The following is a 14926-nucleotide window of genomic DNA, read 5'->3' on the forward strand; positions in this document are numbered from 1 at the left end:
TCATGATCGAGGACACGGTACGGACTTGGGTCGCGGGATGGGCGTTGTCACGGCAGACGCCGGCGCCGGTCGAGAAGCCATGGGGGCTTTTCGTCGAGGTGCCGGACAATCCCGCGGAAGTGGGCAGGCACGTCCTGCCCGAGGCTGAGGAATCGCTGGTCCGCGCTGCTGCGGGCGCGGTCAGCGAACCTCGGACGTGGCTGAAAACGCCCGCTGAGCCAGAAACAATCGAGCCGTGGATGCCGGATGGCTGGGTAGTCGCGTGGGAAGAAACCGGCCACCTGATGGCGACGGATCTGCTGGCGACGAACCCGGTCGCGCCGGAGGGCTACACGGTGACGGTGGAGGTCAGCGGCGCCGTCACGTTCCTCCACGTGCTGGACGCGACGGGCGAGCAGGCAGCGAAGGGCCAGATGGCGACTGTCGGCGACGCGGTGGTCGTGGACCGGGTGGTGACTGAGGAAGCCCACCGGCGCCGCGGACTGGGCGGGTTCGTGATGCGCTCGCTCGCCGACCACGCGGTCTCGGACGGAGCGGTCCTGGGCGTGCTCGGGGCGACGGATGCGGGGCGGGCGCTGTACGAGACGTTGGGGTGGAAGAAGCAGGCGACGCTGGCTGAGTGCATTTATCAGCCGTTGGCGGCTTAGTCGCGGGACGCTTGGGGAGGTGTTTCATTGACAGGAGTCACGTGCTAGGCGTGGGGAGATTCGCGTTCGTTGCCGGGAAGGCTTGCTTCAGGAGCGGCGTGGGACCGCGCTCGTCGCCGCGAGTTACGCGCTTGCCGTGAGGGGCGTGCGCTAGCTGTGGGGAGGCACGCTGTGGGCAGGGAAGTCCGTGTTTCGTTGCGGGGAGGGCGCCAGGAGCGACAAGGGCCGCGTTGGCCGCCGCGAACCACGGGCTGCTGTGGAAGGGCTCGCGTTAGCTGCCTGGGCAAGTCTCGGGAGGCGCGAAGGTCCGCACCAATTGCTGGGCGGCACAGGGCAGGTGCGGGCCCGCACCTGCGCGAGAGGGTCCGGGTCGGCGGCCAAGCCCGCGTCAGCAGCCAAGCCCGCGTCGGCGACCAAGCCCGTGTCGGCGCCCAAGTCCGCGTAGGCGAGCAGGTCCGCGTCAGCAGCCAAGCCCGTGTCGGCGAGCAGGTCCGCATCAACAGTGCGGGAAGCGTGCGTCGGGAGCGGGAAGATCCCGGAGTGGTCAGCTGACCAGCCAGGCGATGGCCCCGCCGATCGCCAGCACTGCCGCGATGCCCAGCACCACGGCGAAGAACTTCGCGGTCTTCCACAGCGAGTAGACCCCGCCGGCCAGGAAGCCGCCGAGGGCCAGCAGCAGGACCGCGATCAGTTCTTTGCTCACAGGGGTTAGCGTGCCACATGGCTTTCACCGTGACGGTACTGGGCAGCGCGACGCCGTACCCGCGCCCGGACGCTCCGTGCTCCGGGTACCTGGTGCGCCACGAGGACACCGCGATCTGGCTCGACGCCGGGCCCGGCACCCTCGCTGCCCTGCAGGAACACGTCTCGCCGGCCGAGCTGGACGCGATCTGGATCTCGCATCTGCACGCGGACCACGTCGCGGATCTGTTACCGGCGGTGTACGCACTGTTGTTCGCGGATCTCCGCCCGCGGCGGCCGATCCCGCTCTACGGCCCGCCGGGGACGGCGGCGCGGATCTCCGCGTTCCTGAGCAACACCGGCCGCGCGCCGATCGAGGAGGCGTTCGCCGTCCGGGAACTCCACGACGGACATCGGACCCGGGTCGGCGGGCTGCGCCTCGAGACGGTGGCCGTGTCGCACGGGTTCCCGGCGTTCGGCGTGCGGATCACTGACGGGGAGCGGACTTTCGCGTACTCCGGGGACACCGGGCCGTGCTCGGCGCTCTCGGAGCTGGCGAAGGGGACGGATCTGTTCCTGTGCGAAGCGGACAGCATCGAGCCGTCCGCGGAACACCTGACTCCGGCGGAAGCGGGCCACGCGGCTGCCGGTGCCGCACGGCTGGTGCTCACGCATCTCGGCCACACGGTCACCGCCCGCGACGCGGTTCGCCTTGCCGCCGAACACTTTCCCGGGCCGGTGGCTTATGCCGCGCCGCGGACGGTGTTCCGCGTGTGAGCGGTCAGAACGAGAACCGAGTGCGCGGTGGCGGTCCGCTGGAGCGAGCTTGCCCGCGAATTACCGACCTGAATATCGCGAGGTCGATTCCCGCGTCTCCTGCTCGATGCGGGCCGCATTCCCGTCGCGGCCACCGTGCGCGGCGTCCAGCAGCAACGCCGCGCACGTTCGTAGCCGTTAAAGCACGCCCTTCGTGGACGGAATCCCACCGGCGCGCGGGTCCGGTTCCGTGGCCGCGCGCAGCGCCCTCGCCACAGCCTTGTACTCCGCTTCCGCGATGTGGTGCGGGTCGCGGCCGTGGATGACGCGGACGTGCAGGGCGATCTGCGCGTGGAACGCCAGCGAGTCGAAGACGTGCCGGGTCAGGACGAACGGGTAGTTGTTGCCGATCGTGAAGGTGTTGAACTGCTCCGGCTCCCCGACGTGCACGCAGTACGGGCGGCCGGAGACGTCGATCGCGGCGTGGGCGAGGGTTTCGTCCATCGGGATCCACGCGTCGCCGAAACGGCGGATGCCGCTCTTGTCCCCGAGGGCCTGACGCAGTGCCTGGCCGAGCACGATCGCGGTGTCCTCGACGGTGTGGTGCGCGTCGATGTGGACGTCGCCGGTCGCTTCGACCTTCAGGTCCAGCGAACCGTGCACGCCGAACGCGGTGAGCATGTGGTCGTAGAACGGCACGCCGGTGGCGATCTCCACCTGGCCGGTCCCGTCGAGGTCCAGCTGGACCAGGATGGACGATTCCTTGGTGGTGCGCTCCACCTTGCCGACGCGGCTCATCGCTTGACTTCCTTACTCGCTTCGAGGAAAGCGTCGTTCTCTTCCGGGGTGCCGACGGTCACCCGCAGGTGGCCTTCGATGCCCACGTCCCGGATCAGCACGCCGTGGTCCAAATAGGACTGCCAGCTGGCCGGCGCGTCGCTGAACCGTCCGAAGAGGACGAAGTTGGCGTCGCTCGGCACCGGGGTGAATCCCAAGCCCAGCAAGGCTTCCACGACGCGGTCGCGTTCGGCGGAGAGCCGGTGCACCGACGCGAGGGTGGCGTCGGCGTGCCGGAGGGCGGCGCGGGCGGCCGCCTGGGTGACCTTGGAAAGGTGGTACGGCAAGCGGACCAGCTGCAGGGCGTCCACGATGGCCGGTGCGGCGGCGAGGTAGCCCAGCCGTCCGCCGGCGAAGGCGAACGCCTTGCTCATCGTGCGCGACACGATCAGCTTCGCCGGGTACTCCGCGATCAGCTCGATCGCGGAGGCCTGCGACGAAAACTCCGCGTACGCCTCGTCCACCACGACGATCCCCGGGGCCGCGTCGAGCACGCCGCGCAGCTGGTCCAGCGGGATCGACCCGCCGGTGGGGTTGTTCGGGCTGGTCACGAAGACGATGTCCGGCTTCCGCTCGGCGACCGCCTTGGCGGCCTGCTCGGTGTCGAGCGAGAAGTCCGCACGGCGCGGCACCGGCAGCCAGTCGGTGCGCGTGCCGGTCGCGATGATCGGGTGCATCGAGTACGACGGCTCGAAGCCCAGCGCGGTGCGGCCGGGACCGCCGAACGCCTGGAGGATCTGCTGCAGGATCTCGTTCGACCCGTTCGCCGCCCACACGTTCGCCTCGGATAGCACGACCCGGGTGGACACCGTCAAGTAGTCCGCCAGATCGGTGCGCAGCGCCACCGCGTCGCGGTCCGGGTACCGGTGCAGCGACGCGGCTTCGGCGCGCACGGCCTCGGCGACGTCGTCGACCAGTTCGGGCGGCGGCGGATACGGGTTTTCGTTGGTGTTGAGCCGGATCGGGACGTCCAGCTGCGGCGCGCCGTACGGGGTGCGGCCCCGCAGGTCTTCGCGCAGCGGAAGTTCGGCGAGGGTGACCTCGCCGCCGGGAGTGGCTTCGTTCATCGGCCGTCTCCTTCGAAACGTGCGGTGACGGCTTCGCCGTGCGCGGGCAGGTCTTCGGCGTCCGCGAGCGCGACGACGCGGGGGGCGATCTCGCGCAGGGCGTCCTCCGAGTAGTCCACGACGTGGATCCCCTTCAGGAAGCTCTGCACCGACAGGCCCGAGGAATGCCGCGCGAACCCGCCGGTGGGCAGCACGTGGTTCGAGCCGGCGCAGTAGTCGCCCAGCGAAACCGGGGCGTACGCGCCGACGAAGATCGCTCCGGCGTTGCGCACCCGTGCGGCCACTTCGCGGGCGTTCGCGGTCTGGATCTCCAGGTGCTCGGCGGCATACGCGTCCACGACGCGCAGTCCGTCGTCCACAGTGGACACCAGGATGACGCCGGACTGCTTGCCGCCCAGCGCCTGGCCGACCCGTTCGGAGTGCTTCGTCGCGGGGACGCGGGCGGCCAGTTCCGTCTCGACCGCGTCGGCCAGCTTCTCGGACGTGGTCACCAGGACGCTCGCGGCGAGCGGGTCGTGCTCGGCCTGGCTGATCAGGTCGGCGGCGACGTGCGCCGGGTCGGCCGTCTCGTCGGCGAGGATCGCGATCTCGGTCGGACCGGCCTCGGAGTCGATCCCGATCACGCCGCGGACCAGGCGCTTGGCCGCGGTGAGGAAGATGTTGCCGGGACCGGTGACGATGTCCACCGGGGCCAGTTCGGCGCCGTCGGTGTCGACGCCGCCGTAGGCGACCAGCGCGACCGCCTGCGCGCCGCCGACCGCCCACACCTCGTCCACGCCGAGCAGCGCGGCCGCGGCCAGGATCGTCGGGTGCGGCCGCCCGCCGAACGCGGCCTGCGGCGGCGAGCACACGACCAGCGAGCGCACGCCGGCCAGCTGCGCCGGGACGACGTTCATCACCACGGTCGACGGGTACACCGCCAGCCCGCCCGGCGCGTACAGGCCGACGCGGTCGACCGGCACCCAGCGCTCGGTGACCGTGCCGCCGGGCACGACCTGGGTCGTGACGTCCTGGCGGCGCTGGTCGGAGTGCACTTTCCGGGCGCGCTTGATGGACTCCTCCAGCGCGGCGCGGACCTGCGGGTCCAGCTCGGACAGCGCCTTGGACAGCTCTTCGGCGGGCACCCGGACCGTCTCCGGGCGCACCTTGTCGAACCGCTCGGTGAACTCGAGGACCGCCTCGACCCCGCGGTCGCGGACCGCCTCGACCACCGGCCGGACCTGATGCAGCGCCGCGTCCACGTCGTACTCGGCGCGCGGAAGCGCGGCACGGAGCTCGGCAGCGGAGGGGACCTGCCCGCGCAGGTCGGTGCGGTTCAACATGGACACCAGGGTACGAGGTGGCCCGCGCGCGCCCGGCAGGGATACTCGATGCCGACCCGCTGTCCCCGGACCAGGGAGGCTCGTGTGCCCCGGATCGCGTTGTGCCAGCTCAACTCGGGCGACGACCCGGAAGAAAACCTGAAAACGGTTCGCTCCGGCGTGGAGGCCGCGGCGGCCGCCGGAGCGCGGGTGGTGGTGTTCCCGGAGGCGACGATGGCCCGCTTCGGCCGCCCGCTCGCCCCGGTCGCGCAGCAGCTGGACGGCCCGTGGGCGACGGCGGTCGCCGCGATCGCCTCGGAGCACGACGTGCTGGTGATCGCCGGGATGTTCACGCCAGCGGACAACGGGCGGGTGCGGAACACGCTGCTGATCACCGGGCTGGGGCAGCATCTCGGGTACGACAAGATCCACCTGTACGACGCGTTCGGCTTCGCCGAATCGGACACCGTCGCGCCGGGTGCGGAGGTCGTGACGTTCTCCGCGGAGGGGACGGTGTTCGGGGTCGCTACCTGCTACGACCTGCGGTTCCCGGAGCTGTTCCGACGCCTGGCCGACGACGGCGCGGACGTGGTGATGGTCCCGGCGTCGTGGGGCGCGGGAGCCGGGAAGCGGGAGCAGTGGGAAGTCCTGGTGCGGGCACGGGCGCTGGACTCGGGCTGCTGGGTAGCGGCTTGCGGGCAGGCCGACCCGGCGGCGACCGGGGTGGAAGTCAACCCGAAGGCGCCGACCGGCATCGGGTACTCGCTGGTGGCGGACGGTTTCGGGCGGGTGGAAGCGCAGGCTGGGGCCGGGGTGGAGATGCTGGTGGTGGACGTGGACCCGGAGGTGGCGGGGAAGGCTCGGACGGCTACTGGGGCGTTGGCCAACCGGCGGCTCTGACTCTGGGGGCCTTGCGCCCCAATGTGGCATTGGTTGCGTCAGACGCACCGAACGCCACATTGGGTGCGTTGAATGAGCCAGCGGCGCGCAGCGCCTCCGCTGAGGGCGGTGGCGGGGGGCATGGATGGAGCACCCAATGCCACATTGGGGCGCCGGCGGCGTGCGGTCACGAAACCTCAGCGCAGCAACCCTTCCCGGATCGCCACCCGCACGAATCCCGCCCTCCGTCGCTCTCCCGTCTTGTCCCGGATCCGGTCCAGATACGACCGCACCGTCCGGACGCTGATGTCCAGGATCTCCGCGACGTCGACGTCCCGCTCCCCCGCCGCTACCAGGCGCAGGACCTGTTTTTCCCGTTCCGACAGCACGATCTTCGGTCCCGCGTGCCGTTCGTCGCTGTCCTGGATGATCATGCCGGCCAAGGTCGGCGAGACGTACGCGTTGTCCTCCGCGATCGTCCGGATCGCGCGAAGCAGTTCGTCGCCGTCTACGTCCTTCGACAGGAAGCCCTTCGCGCCGGCTTGCATCGCGCCGAGGACCTCGGGCTGTTCCGCGTGCGCGGACACCACGAGCACCTTGTGCCCCATCTGCCCCACCTCGAGCACCGCGGCCGCGTCCTGGACGCCGCGCAGTTTCAGGTCGAGCACGACCACGCTGCCCTTCGGCTGGTCCTGCACCGCGAACCGCGCCACGGAGTCGGCTACCGCGCCCAGTTCGATGTCCGGGGCGTCGTTCAGCACGCGCGCGACCGCGTCCCGGTACAGCGGGTGGTCTTCGATCACCCCGACCTGGATGGGTCCGCTCCGGCGCCGCCCCTCGTCGGCTTTCACGTCACTGTTTCCTTCCCCACCAGGCCGCGGCGGATCGCTTCCTTCACGAGGCCGGGGCGCCGCCGTTCGCCGGTCTTGTCGCGGATCCGGTCGAGGTAGCCGCGCACGGTGCGGACGCCGATGCCGAGGATCCGCGCGATGTCGACGTCCCGTTCGCCCGCCGCGACGAGCCGCAGCACCTGCACTTCGCGCGGCGACAGTTCCATTTCCGGCCGGGTGACCGGGCGGTCGGTGTTGTCCTTGATGATCATTCCGGCGACCACTGCCGACACGTACGCGCCGCCGCCCGCGACCGCGCGGATGGCGATCAGCAACTCGTCGACGTCGACGTCCTTCGACAGGAATCCCTTGGCCCCGGCGGCGATCGCGGCGAGCACCGTCTCCGGCTCGGCTTGCGCCGACACGACCAGCACGTGATGGCCCAGCTCGGCGACCTCGAGCACCGCGGCCGCGCCGGCCACGCCCGGCAGGCCGAGGTCGAGCAGGACGACGCTGCCGGCGGGCTGGCGCGCGACGTGGAAGCGCGCGACCGAATCGACCACCGCGCCCAGTTCGACGTCCGGGGCCTCCATGAGGACGCGTTCCACCGACCGGCGGTACAGCGGATGGTCTTCGATCACTGCGACGTGGACGCTGCCGGAAGCTGGGGATTCGGGGCGGTCCGGCACGTCGCTGGGTCGCTGCGCTGTCGTGGTCACCGGCTCGCTCACCCCGTTCCCGCAGGCTGCCCGGCCGCGGCGGGATCGAGCGCGGGACCGGTCGGCATCAGCGCGAGAAGCCCGCCCGCGACCGGATGCCCGGACCCAGAACCGTAGCCCAGCGACGTGAGCGCCGTCCCGTTCGCCACCGGATATTTTCGCCCCGTGTCCGTGACGAGATAAATGGTTCCCGACCCGGGATCGGTCGCGACCGCGCCGCGCGAGGGCGGGACGTAGACGACATCGGCGACCCGGGCGTCGGTCCGGCTCTGCACCGGCAGCGCGCGGGCGCCGGGCGGGACCGGCAGATCCGCCGAGACCGTCACGCGGCCGTTCTGCGCGCACAGGGTCACCGCGCTGCCGGTGATCGGCGCTTTCCCGGGGATCCGGTCCGGGTACGCCGCCGGATCCGCGCCGCCGGAACGGGGTTCGCTCACCTTCTTCACCGAGGCGACGTCCGCGGCGCGCACCCGCGCCGGTTCCGGACGGCCCGGATACGCCGGTTCGTTCGCCGGGGTCGTGACGAGCAGCGCGGCCTCGGTCTGGCCGACGGGTTCGAGTCCGTCCGGGCGGACGAGGTAGTAGGTCGAGGCGGTGGCGGGCCCGGCCATCGGGTCGACGACCGACAGCACCTGGCCGACGCGCGTCTCCTGCGTCCCGACGCGCGGGCCGCGGTTTCCCGCGCCGTCGACGGGGATCTCGCCGAGGTCGCGTCCGGCCGGCACGGTGTCGATCCAGCGCGCGGACACGGTGATCGTCGGGTAGCTGTCGAATTGCAGGGCCGCCGCGGCTTCGTCGCTCAGCCGGTACCGGTGGCCGCCCGCGAGCAGGAACCGGCCGCCCTGCGGAACGCGCACGATCACGCCCGAATCGCGCGGCAGCTCGACCCCGGACGCGGCCGGTTCCAGCAGCACGGCGACGAGCGGTTCGGCCGACGCGGGCGCGTCCTGGGTGGTGCGGCTGCAACTGGCCCACGGGGTGGTGATCAGCTTGCTGGGCAAGGAATCCGGCGCGCCGACGATGCCGATCTGGGTGCCGCGCGGGGCCGTGCCGAGCTTCTCGGCGGGCACCGTGACGGTCTCGTGTCCGTTGCCGCCGGCGAGCAGCCGCGCGGACGCGTAGTTGAGCACCGGGTGCACCGCGCCGTCCGCGCCGAGCACGAACCGCGCCCCGCTGTCCTCCTCGACGATCACCTTGCCGCCGGCCAGCCAGTCTTTCCCGCCGGACGGGCTGACCAGGCCGATCACCCCGAACACCGCGGTCACGAGCAGGGCCGCGCCGACGCCGAGCAGCGTGCCGAGCACGAGACGGCGGCTGGGCGACACCGGATGGTTGGCGTCCGCGGCGACGAGCGCGGACACGAGACGGCGGCGCAGGAACTGGTACGCCTGGATCTGGTCCCGCTGCGTCCACACGCTGTCCCGGCCCCCTGGAGATCACATCCGCTTCCCGCGCAGGCTAGACAGCTCTCCGGACGCGCACGAGGGTAATTTTTACGCCCACGCGCCCGCGCGGGGACGCTAGCGTTCGCGGGGCCGGGTCTCCGCCCGGGGAAGAGGGGAATGCGTTGTCCGTGTCCGCGCCGCCTGCCCCTGCTCCTGCCCGAGCCCCCGGGACCGCCGGGATTTCGGGCACCGCGCCGTGGCCGTGGCTGCTGCCGATCCGCCCGTTGCAGGCGGCCGGGTGGGAGATCGCCGCGCTGGCCCTGCTGCTCGCGTTCACCGTGCACGGCCTGGCCCAGCCGATGCGGATCACCATCGCCGCGCTGGCCGGGCTGCTGGTGGTGACGACGTCGGTACGGGTCGCCGGACGGCATTTCGCCGGCTGGGCGTGGACGTGGCTCGCGCATCGGCTGCGTCGCCACGACAGCCGCCGCGACAGCCCGGACGCCTTGCTGCGCATCGCCGGTCCGGTGAAGGTGCGTCAGCACGTCGACCGCGCGGGCAACCGCTTCGGCGTCGCCGAGGTCGACGGCGACTGGAGCGCGATCGTCCGCCTCACGCCCGGTGCCGGGGAACCTTCGACGGACGAACTGCTGGCCATCCTCCGCACGACGTTCCGGAACCCGGACATCCCGCTGGCCGCCGTGCAGCTGCTGACGTGGGCGGTGCCCAGGGATTCGCGGGTGTACCGGGTGCGCTGGCTCGCGGTGCGCTACCGGCCGGAAGACGCGCCGATCGCCGCCCTCGCCCGCGGCGGCGGCGAACTGGGGGCGCTGCGGAGCACGGCGAGCGCGGCGCTGAGCTTGATGGTGGCGCTGGCGGAGGCGGGCTTTCCCTCGACGGTGCTGGAGGCCGGCGAGCTGACCAACGAGCTCCGGGTGGCGCTGGGGGTTTCCGCTGGCAACCCGGAGTCCGACGGGGATTTCTGGCGCGCGTGGCAATGGGGCGGGCTCACGCAGACGTGCTACTCGCCGCGGTCCTCGCGGGGGCTTGCCCGGACGCTCGGATTGGCGGTGCAGGGGGCGGCGTTTACCGCTACGTCGGCGACCGTGCGGCGGACGCCGGGCGGGCGGGAGAAGCTGGAGCTGACCGTTCGGGTGGGGGCGAGGGCGGCGGAAGTGCCTGTGCCGCAGGGGATTTCCGTGGTGCCGCTGCACGGTGGACACGCCGCCGCAGTACGACGGACCCTGCCGCTCGCCCTCACCTGACAACCCGACCTCACGCGGCAGGGAAGTTGCTCTCCACCCACTTCCAGCTCGCCCGCGCGCTGGCCAGCGGTTCCATCGACGGCCGGTCGACCTCCACGATGATCCAGCCGTCGAACGCGGCGGGCAGTTCGCCCAGGCAGTCGAGCAGCGGCACGCCGCCGAGGCCCGGTTCGAGGAAGAGGTTGTCGGTCGAGCGGGTGTAGGGCCCCGGCGAGGCCTGCAGAGCACGGACCCGGTCGACGTCGAGGTCCTTGATGTGCAGCGCGGCGATCCGGTCGCGGTGTTCGCGCAGCATCCCGCGGACGTCCGCGCCCGCCCAGAACAGGTGGCCGAGGTCGAATCCCGCGCCGAGGACGGAATCCGGGATCCCGGCGAGGACGTGCTCGATCTCCTCCCGCGTCTCGACCCACGAGCCGACGTGGTTGTGGAACGCGGGCCGGATCCCTTCCGCGGTCAGGATTTCCGCGGCCCGGCCGAGGAGGTCGGTGTAGTGCTCCAGCCGGGCCCGGTCGAAGGCATGTCCGACACCCGCCGCCTCGTCGAAGCGCGGCATTCCGCCGCCGGTGACCATCTCGGCGGACAGGAAGATCGTGTCGAGGCCGAGGGCGTGCGTTTCGTCGGCGCGGCGGCGCACGCCGTCGAACCAGCGGAATTCCGCCGCGGAACCCGGTTCGAGCGTCACGCCGTGCGATTCCGGCAGCGGGACCTGCAGGTAACCCGGGGCCGCGCGCAGGCCGTTCTCGGCGAGCAGTTCGCGGTAGGCCCGGATGGTCTGCGTGGGCAGGACTTCCATCATCACCGCGGAAAACCCGGATTCGGCGGCCTCGCGGAGCACTCGCGGCTGCTTGTCCAGGAAGGCCGGGTCGTCGTACTCCCAGCCCTTGGCCAGGTCCGTCCACTGCAGGGTGTTGATGGCGAACTGGGAACGGTCGAGCGTCATGGCTGCTCCTGCTTCGTCGAAGTCGAAGATGTCCGGCCGAGCACGGCGCGGGCGGCGCGCACGGCGGTCGTCATGCCGGTGAGGGTCGAGTTGCAGACCAGCGCGGTGGGCACGACGCCGTTGCCTGCCACGTAAAGGTTGTCGAAGCCCCACACCCGGCAGTCCGGATCGCAGACGCTCGTGCCGTCGTCGGCGGGCCCCATCCGGACGGTTCCGGTGAAGTGCAGCGAACATCCCGGGTCGAGCAGCGCCGATTCCGTCGCCGGGTCGAACGAGCCGAGCGCGTCGCCGAGCGCCTGCTGGGTGCGCCGGGCCTGCTCGATGAGTTCGCGGTCGCGCTCGGACCATCCGAAGTGGACAGTGAGGCGAGGCATGCCCATCGCGTCGGTCTCCTCGTCGGAGAATTCCAGCCGGTTGTCCGCCTGGATTTCCGTCGGGATGTAGAAGCTCGCGCCGACCTGGTACGCCAGGCGGGTGCCGTCCTCCGCGGTGAACGTCTGCGTGCCGATCTGGGCCTGGAACGGTTGCGCGGCACCGCTGTGCGGCAGCCAGTAGTGCTCGACCATGATCTCGCCGTCGGCCGGCGTCGGCAGCGCGGACAGGTCGAATCCGAGCCGCTGGGGGTCGGCGAGTACGCGTCCGGTGAGGAAGGCGTGTTCGTTGAGGTAGCGGCCCAGTGCGGGCGGCCGGATTCCGGAGGCGAACAGCAGTTGAGGGCTGCGCATCGTGTCAGCGCAGACGACGGTGGCGGCGGCCCGGATTTCCCGGGTGGCACCGGATCGTACGTCCTGCAGCACGGCACCGCGCACCTCGCCGCCTTCGTGGATCAGCCGGATCGCGCGGGTGCCGGTCAACAGGGTGAAGTTCGGATCCGTTGCGGCGTCGGCGATCGGCGGGAAGATCACGTTGGGCCCGGTGCGGCGGAGCACTCCCTCGGCGTCCCGCTGGGCCGCCATCGGCATCGGCTGGATGCCGCGGCCGGGAGCATCGACGTCCGCGAACAGCTTCTCGATGGTCGCGGTCACCACCCGGCCCGCTTCGGTGTCCGGGAAGGGATTCCGGTTGACCCGCAGCAGTTCTCCGGCCCGGCCGAGGTCGTTCCGCCATTCCGCGGAGTCCACAAAGGACGGTATCTCGTCACCCCACGGCGCGGGGGTGGCGGCGGTCCAGTGGACGCCCATTCCGCCCGCGTTCCAGGCGATCGAGGCGGCGGGCATCTCGTCGGCGTTCTCGCCGAGCGACGTGAGGTGGTACATGCCGGGCTCGACATCCACGATGGTGGCACCGACGTCCGCGGTCGGCGCGACGCCGGTGTAGAAGCCCTGGATGCCGGAGGCGACGCGCTGGTTGTAGCGCTCCCAGATCTCCGGGTCGGCGACGTCGTGCAGGTGCTGGCCCGGGGTCGGGCCGATCACCGGGCCGCCGTCGGCGATCACGATGCGGACGTCCGGGTCGGCGTCGCGCAGTTCGCGGGCGACGGCGGCGCCCATGAGCCCGCCGCCGACGATGAGCACGTCGTTCACGCTTCCTCCGGGGTTTCGATCACGTGCGGCCGCAGCGTCCGGTGCGCGATCTCGAGACCGCGCGTGACCTTTCCGGGAGTGCCGCCCCAGACCGGGTCCTCGTGCTCGACCGAGAGCGTGCCGTCGAACCCGTGCTCGTGCAGCCGGTCGACGACCTTCGCCCAGTCGACCTGGCCCAGCCCCGGGATCCGGTAGCGCCACCAGCCGGTTTCCCACGGGTCGGCCTTGGCGGTCTTGCCGAAGAAGCCGTAGCGCTGCCGGGCGCGCGGGTCCAGTTCGACGTCCTTGGCCTGGGCGTGCAGGATGCGGTCGGCATACGGGGCGATGGTCTCCACCGGGTCGATGCCGATCCAGGTGAGATGCGACGGGTCCCAGTTCAGGTACAGGCCGAGGCTGAACATCCACTCCCACAGCTCGGGCGAGTAGGCGAGGTTGCCCGGATAGCCGTCCGGATGCCAGCCCTCCATCACGCAGTTCTCGATGATCAGCCGGACCCCGCGCTCCCCCGCGTACTCGACCAGCGCCGGGAAGACGGTCTCGGCCTCGGCCTGGTTCTCCCGAACCGACTTGCCGGGGTCCCGGCCGACGAACGTGCCGACCAGCCCGACGCCGAGCTCCTGCGCGGCGTCGATCGAAGCCCGCAGATGGGTGTGGATCTCCGCGCGCCGCACCGGATCCGGGTGCAGGTTGTTCTCGTAGTAGGCGAGCGCGGAAATGCCGAGACCGTGGCGCGCCATCAGTTCCCGGGTCCGGTCCGCCTGCTCCGGCCCGAACTCGGCGACCGGCAGGTGGGACGCTTCGAAATCACGGCCGCCGGTCGAGGGCCAGCACGCCACTTCGAGCGCTTCGTAGCCCGCGCCCGCGGCCCACTTCGCGATCCGTTCGAGGTCCCATCCGGGCAGGCACGCGGTCAGCATTCCGAGTTTCATCGTTCCACCTTCGTCCACGATCCGTCGCGGGCCGAGCGCAGCACCGCGTCGACCAGCCGAGCCGAACGCAGCCCGTCCGCGAAACCGGGCAGGCCGTCGGGCACGGCGCCGTCCACCGCCGCGTAAGTGTCGGCGACGAACGCTTCGAAACACTGGGCGTACCCCTGCGCGTGCCCGGCGGGAAGCTGCGACAGCCTGCGCTGCTCCGGCGAGCCGGTTCCGCTGTCCCGCACGACGATCCGGGATTCGTCCGCGCCGCCGAGCCAGATCGACTCGGGCCGTTCCTGGTCGAAGACCGCGCTGCCGCCGGAGCCGTCGAGTTCGAACCACAGCCGGTTCTTCCGGCCGGCGGCCACCTGCGAGATCGTCGCCGAAGCCAGCACCCCGGTTCCGGTGCGCAGCAACAGCGTCGCCGAATCCTCGGTCCGCACCGGGACCCGTTCCCCCGAACCGGATCCGCCGAAGCTGGGGCCGCCGGAGCCCGGGCGGTCGGGCACGGCGACCGAGGTCGCGGCGGTCAGCTCGGCGAACGGGTCGCCGGTGATCCACTCGACCAGATCGCACCAGTGCGAGCCGATGTCGGCGAACGCCCGCGACGGCCCGCCGGAGTCCGGGAAGACGCGCCAGCCCGAGACGTCCGGGGAGAGCATCCAGTCCTGCAGGTAGCTCCCGTGCACCAGCAGCAGCCGGTCGCCCAGTTCGCCGCTGCGCACGCGGGCCCGCAGTTCGCGGACGATCGGGTGGTAGCGGTAGACGAACGGCACGGTCGCCACGAGCCCGCTCTGCTCGGCGAGGGCGGCCATCCGCCCGGCCTGCTCGACCGAGACGCCCAGCGGCTTCTCGCAGATCACGTGCTTGCCCGCCCGCAGCGCGGCCTCGGCGTATTCGGCGTGCGTGGCGTTGGGCGTGCAGACGTGCACGACCTCGACGCGCTCGTCTTCGAGCACTTCGGCGAGGTCCCGGTATCCGGTGCTGATCCGCCATTGGTCGGCGACCTCGCGGGACCGCTCCGGCGTCGAGGCGAGCACCCCGGTCACCTCCGCGCCCGCCAGCAGCGCGGCCCGGCGGTGCACGGCGGCGATCATCCCCGCACCGAGCACGGCGACGCCTCGCCGGGGTTTCTTCCGGGGGTCCTGCTCCGCCATACGTGTCCTTTCACCTGCGAAG

Annotated in this window: 15 protein-coding genes; 4 read left to right on the forward strand and 11 right to left on the reverse strand. The window is 71.5% G+C overall.

Annotation, left to right across the window (positions count from 1 at the left end):
• Nucleotides 1-2 precede the first annotated feature (2 nt).
• Nucleotides 3-647: a GNAT family N-acetyltransferase gene (locus PUT80_RS07565; RefSeq protein ID WP_275291504.1), complete on the forward strand. Its 645-nt coding sequence runs from the start codon at nt 3-5 to the stop codon at nt 645-647.
• A gap of 544 nt (nt 648-1191) precedes the next feature.
• On the opposite strand, the gene PUT80_RS07570 is transcribed toward PUT80_RS07565, so the two are convergent.
• Nucleotides 1192-1350 carry a hypothetical protein gene (locus PUT80_RS07570; RefSeq protein WP_162836028.1) on the reverse strand — a complete coding sequence of 53 codons (159 nt, stop codon included), beginning with the start codon at nt 1348-1350 and terminating at the stop codon, nt 1192-1194.
• A 17-nt stretch (nt 1351-1367) separates the two neighbouring features.
• On the opposite strand from PUT80_RS07570, the gene PUT80_RS07575 reads away from it, so the two are divergent.
• On the forward strand, nt 1368-2105 hold the full coding sequence (locus PUT80_RS07575; RefSeq protein WP_275291505.1) for an MBL fold metallo-hydrolase: 738 nt from the start codon (nt 1368-1370) through the stop codon (nt 2103-2105).
• Between the two features lie 177 nt (nt 2106-2282).
• On the opposite strand, the gene hisB is transcribed toward PUT80_RS07575, so the two are convergent.
• Genes hisB through hisD form a run of 3 tightly spaced genes read right to left on the reverse strand, consistent with a single transcriptional unit; the run spans nt 2283 to nt 5310 of the window.
• A complete protein-coding gene (hisB, locus tag PUT80_RS07580; RefSeq protein WP_037367102.1) occupies nt 2283-2882 on the reverse strand; it encodes an imidazoleglycerol-phosphate dehydratase HisB in 600 nt (199 codons plus the stop codon).
• A complete protein-coding gene (locus PUT80_RS07585) occupies nt 2879-3988 on the reverse strand; it encodes a histidinol-phosphate transaminase (RefSeq protein ID WP_238607675.1) in 1110 nt (369 codons plus the stop codon). The genes hisB and PUT80_RS07585 overlap by 4 nt, the downstream gene beginning before the upstream one ends.
• Nucleotides 3985-5310 carry a histidinol dehydrogenase gene (gene hisD / locus PUT80_RS07590; protein ID WP_238607676.1) on the reverse strand — a complete coding sequence of 442 codons (1326 nt, stop codon included), beginning with the start codon at nt 5308-5310 and terminating at the stop codon, nt 3985-3987. The genes PUT80_RS07585 and hisD overlap by 4 nt, the downstream gene beginning before the upstream one ends.
• An 84-nt stretch (nt 5311-5394) precedes the next feature.
• Here hisD and PUT80_RS07595 point away from each other — a divergent pair, with 84 nt between their 5' ends.
• Nucleotides 5395-6189 carry a carbon-nitrogen hydrolase family protein gene (locus PUT80_RS07595; RefSeq protein ID WP_275291506.1) on the forward strand — a complete coding sequence of 265 codons (795 nt, stop codon included), beginning with the start codon at nt 5395-5397 and terminating at the stop codon, nt 6187-6189.
• 176 nt (nt 6190-6365) lie between these two features.
• On the opposite strand, the gene PUT80_RS07600 is transcribed toward PUT80_RS07595, so the two are convergent.
• The 3 genes from PUT80_RS07600 to eccB are packed head-to-tail and all read right to left on the reverse strand — an operon-like array spanning nt 6366 to nt 9132.
• Nucleotides 6366-7019 carry a response regulator transcription factor gene (locus PUT80_RS07600; RefSeq protein WP_037809611.1) on the reverse strand — a complete coding sequence of 218 codons (654 nt, stop codon included), beginning with the start codon at nt 7017-7019 and terminating at the stop codon, nt 6366-6368.
• Nucleotides 7016-7687, reverse strand: a complete 672-nt coding sequence (locus PUT80_RS07605) for a response regulator transcription factor (protein WP_037810075.1) — start codon at nt 7685-7687, stop codon at nt 7016-7018. Before PUT80_RS07605 ends, PUT80_RS07600 begins: the two co-directional genes overlap by 4 nt.
• Nucleotides 7688-7725: 38 nt before the next feature.
• A complete protein-coding gene (gene eccB / locus PUT80_RS07610) occupies nt 7726-9132 on the reverse strand; it encodes a type VII secretion protein EccB (protein WP_275291507.1) in 1407 nt (468 codons plus the stop codon).
• A gap of 152 nt (nt 9133-9284) precedes the next feature.
• Between eccB and PUT80_RS07615 the strand changes: the two genes are divergently transcribed.
• Nucleotides 9285-10367, forward strand: coding sequence for a type VII secretion protein EccE (locus PUT80_RS07615; protein ID WP_275291508.1), 1083 nt, complete (start codon nt 9285-9287; stop codon nt 10365-10367).
• A 10-nt stretch (nt 10368-10377) separates the two neighbouring features.
• Here PUT80_RS07615 and PUT80_RS07620 read toward each other — a convergent pair whose 3' ends face one another.
• From PUT80_RS07620 to PUT80_RS07635, 4 genes are read right to left on the reverse strand one after another with little or no spacing between them, the layout of a single operon-like run.
• A complete protein-coding gene (locus tag PUT80_RS07620) occupies nt 10378-11307 on the reverse strand; it encodes a sugar phosphate isomerase/epimerase (RefSeq protein ID WP_134665783.1) in 930 nt (309 codons plus the stop codon).
• Nucleotides 11304-12830 (reverse strand): GMC oxidoreductase, encoded by a 1527-nt coding sequence (locus PUT80_RS07625; protein WP_275291509.1) that lies wholly within the window; start codon nt 12828-12830, stop codon nt 11304-11306. Before PUT80_RS07625 ends, PUT80_RS07620 begins: the two co-directional genes overlap by 4 nt.
• Nucleotides 12827-13759, reverse strand: coding sequence for a sugar phosphate isomerase/epimerase (locus PUT80_RS07630; protein ID WP_037809606.1), 933 nt, complete (start codon nt 13757-13759; stop codon nt 12827-12829). The genes PUT80_RS07625 and PUT80_RS07630 overlap by 4 nt, the downstream gene beginning before the upstream one ends.
• Nucleotides 13756-14904 (reverse strand): Gfo/Idh/MocA family oxidoreductase, encoded by a 1149-nt coding sequence (locus tag PUT80_RS07635; protein ID WP_134665779.1) that lies wholly within the window; start codon nt 14902-14904, stop codon nt 13756-13758. Before PUT80_RS07635 ends, PUT80_RS07630 begins: the two co-directional genes overlap by 4 nt.
• Between the last annotated feature and the right edge of the window lie 22 nt (nt 14905-14926).

Origin of the sequence: Amycolatopsis sp. La24, assembly GCF_029087445.1 — a bacterium.
Lineage (GTDB): Bacteria > Actinomycetota > Actinomycetes > Mycobacteriales > Pseudonocardiaceae > Amycolatopsis > Amycolatopsis nivea.

What these genes read in the sequence shown, in the direction of transcription:
- PUT80_RS07565 (WP_275291504.1), top strand. Translation starts at nt 3, where the DNA reads ATGATCGAGGACACGGTACGGACTTGGGTCGCGGGATGGGCGTTGTCA.
- PUT80_RS07575 (WP_275291505.1), top strand. Translation starts at nt 1,368, where the DNA reads ATGGCTTTCACCGTGACGGTACTGGGCAGCGCGACGCCGTACCCGCGC.
- hisB (WP_037367102.1), bottom strand. Translation starts at nt 2,882, where the DNA reads ATGAGCCGCGTCGGCAAGGTGGAGCGCACCACCAAGGAATCGTCCATC.
- PUT80_RS07585 (WP_238607675.1), bottom strand. Translation starts at nt 3,988, where the DNA reads ATGAACGAAGCCACTCCCGGCGGCGAGGTCACCCTCGCCGAACTTCCG.
- hisD (WP_238607676.1), bottom strand. Translation starts at nt 5,310, where the DNA reads ATGTTGAACCGCACCGACCTGCGCGGGCAGGTCCCCTCCGCTGCCGAG.
- PUT80_RS07620 (WP_134665783.1), bottom strand. Translation starts at nt 11,307, where the DNA reads ATGACGCTCGACCGTTCCCAGTTCGCCATCAACACCCTGCAGTGGACG.
- PUT80_RS07630 (WP_037809606.1), bottom strand. Translation starts at nt 13,759, where the DNA reads ATGAAACTCGGAATGCTGACCGCGTGCCTGCCCGGATGGGACCTCGAA.
- PUT80_RS07635 (WP_134665779.1), bottom strand. Translation starts at nt 14,904, where the DNA reads ATGGCGGAGCAGGACCCCCGGAAGAAACCCCGGCGAGGCGTCGCCGTG.